The sequence below is a fragment of the Streptomyces sp. MH60 genome (assembly GCF_002939385.1).
Taxonomy (GTDB): domain Bacteria; phylum Actinomycetota; class Actinomycetes; order Streptomycetales; family Streptomycetaceae; genus Streptomyces.
In genome coordinates this window covers 1-5926 of record NZ_MULI01000154.1, presented here as the reverse complement: position 1 = coordinate 5926, position 5926 = coordinate 1, and the positions used below count along the sequence as shown (strand labels likewise).

At 71.4% G+C, this 5926-nt stretch carries 3 protein-coding genes; all 3 read right to left on the bottom strand.

Annotated features, from left to right (window positions below; translation table 11 throughout):
• Positions 1-205: 205 nt before the first annotated feature.
• Complete coding sequence (gene ilvN, locus BZZ08_RS38015; protein WP_052838449.1) at positions 206-730, bottom strand: acetolactate synthase small subunit; 525 nt, start codon at positions 728-730, stop codon at positions 206-208.
• A gap of 21 nt (positions 731-751) precedes the next feature.
• Positions 752-2593: an acetolactate synthase large subunit gene (locus tag BZZ08_RS38010; protein ID WP_104636684.1), complete on the bottom strand. Its 1842-nt coding sequence runs from the start codon at positions 2591-2593 to the stop codon at positions 752-754.
• A gap of 242 nt (positions 2594-2835) precedes the next feature.
• On the bottom strand, positions 2836-5926 hold a 3091-nt coding region (locus BZZ08_RS38005; RefSeq protein ID WP_104636685.1), incomplete at its 5' end, for a putative bifunctional diguanylate cyclase/phosphodiesterase.

Genomic DNA, 5926 nt, shown 5'->3' with positions numbered 1-5926 from the left:
GCCCTGGCTGCCGTACCCGATGACCGCGACCTTGCGGCCCTGGATGATGGACAGGTCGGCGTCGGCGTCGTAGAACAGCTCGGCCACTGGGTTCTCTCCTTGTGTGCAGGTGTTGCGTCCCACCGTATGCCGGTGGGGGGAAGGGAAGTTTCGGGGTCTCGGAATACGGGCGGCCGACGGTGTCCGCGACCGCCCGTTTCCGTCGTTATGCGGACCGGTCGAGTGCGCGCAGCGAGCGGTCCGTGATCGAACGGGCGCCGCGGCCGATGGCGATCGTGCCGGACTGGACGAGTTCCTTGATGCCGTACGGTTCCAGCATCCTGAGCATCGCGGACAGCTTGTCACCGCTGCCGGTGGCCTCGATGGTGACGGCCTCCGGGGAGACGTCGACGGTCTTGGCGCGGAACAACTGGACGATCTCGACGATCTGGGAGCGCGTCTCGTTGTCGGAGCGCACCTTCACCAGAACGAGTTCGCGCTGGACGGCCTGGGTGGGCTCCAGCTCGACGATCTTGAGCACGTTCACGAGCTTGTTGAGCTGCTTGGTCACCTGCTCCAGCGGGAAGTCCTCGACGCTCACCACGATGGTGATGCGGGAGATGTCGGGGTGCTCGGTGACGCCGACGGCGAGCGAGTCGATGTTGAAGCCGCGGCGGGAGAAGAGGGCGGTGATCCGCGCCAGGACGCCGGGGGTGTTCTCCACCAGGACGGAGAGCGTGTGCTTGGACATGGTCTCTTCGGTCTCTCTCGCTCAGTCGTCTTCGTTGTCGCCGAAGTCGGGGCGGACGTCCCGGGCGGCCATGATCTCGTCGTTGGAGGTGCCGGCGGCGACCATCGGCCAGACCATCGCGTCCTCGTGGACGATGAAGTCGATGACGACCGGGCGGTCGTTGACGGAGTTGGCCTCCTCGATCACCTTGTCGAGGTCGGCGGGGTCCTCGCAGCGGATGGCGTAGCAGCCCATGGCCTCCGACAGCTTCACGAAGTCGGGGACCCGGGTGCCGCGGGCCTCCGGGTTGACGTCGTCCGGGCCGGAGTGCAGCACCGTGTTGGAGTACCGCTGGTTGTAGAACAGGGTCTGCCACTGGCGGACCATCCCGAGGGCGCCGTTGTTGATGACGGCGACCTTGATCGGGATGTTGTTCAGGGCGCAGGTGGTCAGTTCCTGGTTGGTCATCTGGAAGCAGCCGTCGCCGTCGATCGCCCAGACGGTGCGGTCGGGCATGCCGGCCTGGGCGCCCATGGCGGCCGGGACCGCGTAGCCCATCGTTCCCGCGCCGCCGGAGTTCAGCCAGGTGGCGGGCTTCTCGTACTGGACGAAGTGGGCGGCCCACATCTGGTGCTGGCCGACGCCGGCCGCGAAGATCGTGCCCTCGGGTGCCAGCTGCCCGATGCGCTCGATGACCTGCTGCGGGGAGAGCGAGCCGTCCTCGGGCTGGTCGTAGCCGAGGGGGTAGGTGTCGCGCCAGCGGGTCAGGTCCTTCCACCAGGCGGTGTAGTCGCCCCGGTTGCCCTCGTCGTGCTCCTTCTGGACCGCCTGCACCAGGTCGGCGATGACCTCGCGGGCGTCACCGACGATCGGGACGTCGGCGGCGCGGTTCTTGCCGATCTCGGCCGGGTCGATGTCGGCGTGGACGATCTTGGCGTACGGGGCGAAGCCGTCCAGCTTGCCGGTGACGCGGTCGTCGAAGCGGGCTCCGAGGGCGACGATCAGGTCGGCCTTCTGCAACGCGGTGACGGCGGTGACCGCACCGTGCATGCCCGGCATTCCCACGTGCAGCGGGTGGCTGTCGGGGAACGCGCCGAGCGCCATCAGGGTGGTGGTGACGGGCGCTCCGGTGAGTTCGGCGAGGACCTTCAGCTCGGCGGTGGCCCGGGCCTTGAGGACGCCGCCGCCGACGTAGAGCACGGGGCGCTTCGCCGCGGAGATCAGCTTGGCCGCCTCGCGGATCTGCTTGGCGTGCGGCTTGGTGACGGGGCGGTAGCCGGGCAGGTCCATGACCGGCGGCCAGGAGAAGGTGGTCTTCTTCTGGAGGATGTCCTTGGGGATGTCCACCAGCACGGGGCCCGGGCGGCCGGTGGAGGCGATGTGGAACGCCTGCGCGATCACCCTGGGGATGTCCTCGGCCTTGGTGACCAGGAAGCTGTGCTTGGTGATCGGCATGGTGATGCCGACGATGTCCGCCTCCTGGAAGGCGTCCGTGCCGATCGCGGAGGAGACCACCTGCCCGGTGATCGCGACCAGGGGCACCGAGTCCAGGTTGGCGTCGGCGATCGGGGTGACCAGGTTGGTGGCGCCGGGTCCCGAGGTCGCCATGCAGACGCCCACCTTGCCGGTGGCCTGCGCGTAGCCGGTGGCGGCGTGGCCGGCGCCCTGCTCGTGACGGACCAGGACGTGGCGCACCTTGGTGGAGTCCATCAGCGGGTCGTAGGCCGGGAGGATCGTGCCCCCGGGGATGCCGAATACGGTGTCGGCGCCGACCTCCTCGAGAGAGCGAATGAGGGACTGCGCACCCGTGACGTGCTCGGGGGCGGACTGTCCTCCGGATCGGGGCCGGGGCTGCGGGTGTGCCCCGGTGGCCTGCTCGGTCATCGGCATTCTCTTCTCGATGCTGAGGGTTTTTGCGAGGTTCGTGCGGTCTGTGGCTGCTGCCGGGCAGGTGCCTGTGCAACAAAAAACCCCTCGTGCCATAAGGCAAGCGAGGGGAGCGCGCCGGGTGTGGGTCGCGGGAGTCCGAGTCGGTCCGGACGTCACCAGCTTCAGCCGACGCGCTTTCCAAGTACGAGAATTCGGGTGCGCATGGCACTGACCTTCCCTCCGGCGCGCACTCACTGTCAAGTGGGTGGGACGGGAGTCTCATTATGTGAGCGGAGGGCCGTGCCGCCGCTCAGGACGGCCGGCAGCCCGGAGACACCGCCGACGACCTGGCCGGGGGCGGGGCCGCCGACACCCTTGGTGTACACCCCGGCGCCGCCGCCCGCGAAGGCCGGTTCGGCCGGTCCGTGCGGCACCGGGTAGTGGCCGTTGCCGAGCGCTCTGCGCAGCCGGTACTCGTCCAGGGCCCCGGAGAACGCCATGCCCTGTCCGTGCGTACAGCCCATCGCGCGCAGGGCGACGATCTGCTCGGGCAGGTCGACGCCGTCGGCGACGGACTTCAGCCCGAGGTCGGTGGCGATGCGCAGCAGACCGCTGGTGATCTTGTGCAGTCGCGCGGACTCCACGACACCCTCGACCAGGCCCCGGTCGAGCTTGAGGACGTCCACGGGCAGCCGCCGCAGCGCGGTGATCGCCGCGTAGCCGCTGCCGAAGCCGTCCAGGGCGATCCGGACACCGACCCGGCGCAGGGCGTTCAGCCGGCGGTCCAGCTCGTCGAGGCCGACCCGTGGGTCGATGTCCGACAGCTCGATCACAAGAGAGCCGGGCGGCAGTCCGTGCCGGGTCAGCAGGGCTTCCACGGAGCCCAGCGGCATGGAGCGGTCCAGCAGGCGGCGGGCGCCGATGCGTATGGCCACGGTCACGGACAGCCCGGCCGCCGCGCGTTCGGCGGCCTGCTCCACGGCCTCGCGGAGCACCCAGCGGTCGAGTTCGGCGGTTCTGTCGCCTTCCTCGGTCACCCGCAGGAACTCGGCGGGGGTGAACAGCACGCCCTGCGAGGAGCGCCATCGGGGCTGGGCGCAGACCGAGGTGATCCGGCCGTCGGTGAGGGAGACCACCGGCTGGTGCAGCAGGGCGAACTCCCCGTCGTGCAGCGCGGCGCGCAGCCGGGTGGCCAGCTCCGCCTTGCGCACGACGTCCTGCTGCATCTGCGGCCGGTACAGCTCGACGCGGCCCTTGCCGCCCGCCTTGGCCCGGTACATGGCGAGGTCGGCGTTGCGCAGCAACTCGCCCGCGCCCAGCCCCGGTTCGGCGAAGGCGACGCCGATGGAGGCGTTGACCCGGACCTCGTTGCCGTCGATGAGGTAGGGCTGGGAGAGCGTGAGCCTGAGCCGGTCGGCCAGCTCCCGGATGTGGCCCTCGCGGGCGGCCCGGTCCCGGGCGCCGTCCCCGACGATCAGGGCCGCGAACTCGTCGCCGCCCAGCCTGGAGGCGGTGTCGCCCTTGCGGACGGCGTCGTGGAGTCTGCGGGCCGCCTGGACGAGCAGCTCGTCCCCGGCCTGGTGCCCGATGGTGTCGTTGACGCCCTTGAAGCCGTCGAGGTCGATGAAGAGCACCGCCGTGCCGCGCAGGGCGGCGCCCCGGTCGGAGGCGCGGCGGCCGGAGAGGGCCTGCTGGACGCGCCGGGTGAACAGGGCGCGGTTGGGCAGGTCGGTGAGCGGGTCGTGCTCGGCGTTGTGCTGGAGCTGCGCCTGGAGGCGCACGCGCTCGGTGACGTCCCGGCTGTTGAAGATGAGGCCGCCGTGGTGCCGGTTGACGGTCGACTCGACGTTGAGCCAGCCGCCCTCTCCGGAGCGGAAGCGGCACTCGATGCGCGTGGTGGGTTCCTCGACCGGGCTGGCGGCCAGGAACCGGCGCACCTCGTGCACCACGCAGCCGAGGTCCTCGGGGTGGATGAGCCCGGCCAGTTCGGTGCCCACCAGGTCCTCCGCGGGCCGTCCGTAGACCCCGGCCGCGGCCGGGGAGACGTAGCGGAGGATGCCGTTGGGCGCGGCGATCATGATGACGTCGCTCGAACCCTGGACCAGGGAGCGGAAGTGGTTCTCCTTCTGGGCCAGTTCCTGGGTGAGGACGATGTTGTCGAGCAGCATGATGCCCTGCCGGACGACGAGCGCGAGCACGACGGTGCCGCCGGTCAGCAGCACCACGCGGTCGACGCTGCGGCCGTTGAGCACGTTGTAGAGGATGCCCAGGGTGCAGACGGCGGCCGCGAGGTACGGCGTGAGCGCGGCCAGGGACCCGGCGATGGGACGGGCGGCCGGGTAGCGGCCCCGTTCGCCGCCCGGTCCCGGCCCCGGCAGGGCGGTGGGCGGGGCGGAGGCGGACGGTACGACGGCGGGTGTGGGCTGGTGACCGGCGCCGCGCTGTCCGGGCACGTGCTCGCGCACCACGCGGGTGTGGCCGCCGGGCTCCCGCTCGTCCGGCGCCGACCGCCCGCGCCGGGACGCGGCCCAGGGGGCGTACGCGAGCAGCAGGGAGCCGGCGAACCAGCCCGCGTCGAGGAGCTGTCCGGAGCGGTAGCTGTTGTGCAGCAGCGGCGAGGTGAACAGGGCGTCGCACATCACCGTCAGGGCCAGCGCGCCGATGGCGGTGTTGACGGCGGACCTGCAGACCGGCGACCGCCTGAAGTGCAGCGCGAGCACCATGCTGACGAGCGCGATGTCGAGCAGCGGGTACGCCACCGAGAGGGCGGAGTGCGCGACGCTGGACCCGCCCTCGGCCTTCGCCGCCTGGGCGAGCGCCAGGCTCCAGGCCAGGGTGAGCAGCGAGCCGCCGATCAGCCAGGCGTCCAGGCCCAGGCAGATCCAGCCGGCCTTGGTCACCGGCCGCTTGGCCAGCACCAGCAGTCCCACGATGGCGGGCGGGGCGAAGCACAGGAAGAACAGGTCCGCGTAGCTGGGGCTGGGCACCGGCGCCCGCAGCACGACCTCGTACCACCCCCAGACCAGGTTGCCCAGGGACGCCATCGCCGAGGAGAGGGCGAAGAGCAGCCAGGCGGGTCGAAAACGGACTCGGCGTCCGCGGGCGTAGAGGAAGCAGGAGACGGCGGCGGCCGCCGCGGCGGCGCTCAGGCCGAAGTCGCCCATGATCTTGGCGACGTACTGCGAGCCCCAGCCGAGCGCGGCACCGACGGCGTAGGTCGCGCAGACCAGGGCGAGCACGAGCTGGCGGACGAGGGGCGGTGCGCCGGCGGCGGCCGACGGCCGGGCCGGCAGCGGTCCGGCCGGGGCCGGGCCGCGCAGCGCTCCGTCCAGCGTGGGCACGGGGGGC

Excerpts from the sequence above, each read along its gene's own strand:
- ilvN (WP_052838449.1), bottom strand. The coding sequence starts at position 730 with ATGTCCAAGCACACGCTCTCCGTCCTGGTGGAGAACACCCCCGGCGTC.
- BZZ08_RS38010 (WP_104636684.1), bottom strand. The coding sequence starts at position 2,593 with ATGACCGAGCAGGCCACCGGGGCACACCCGCAGCCCCGGCCCCGATCC.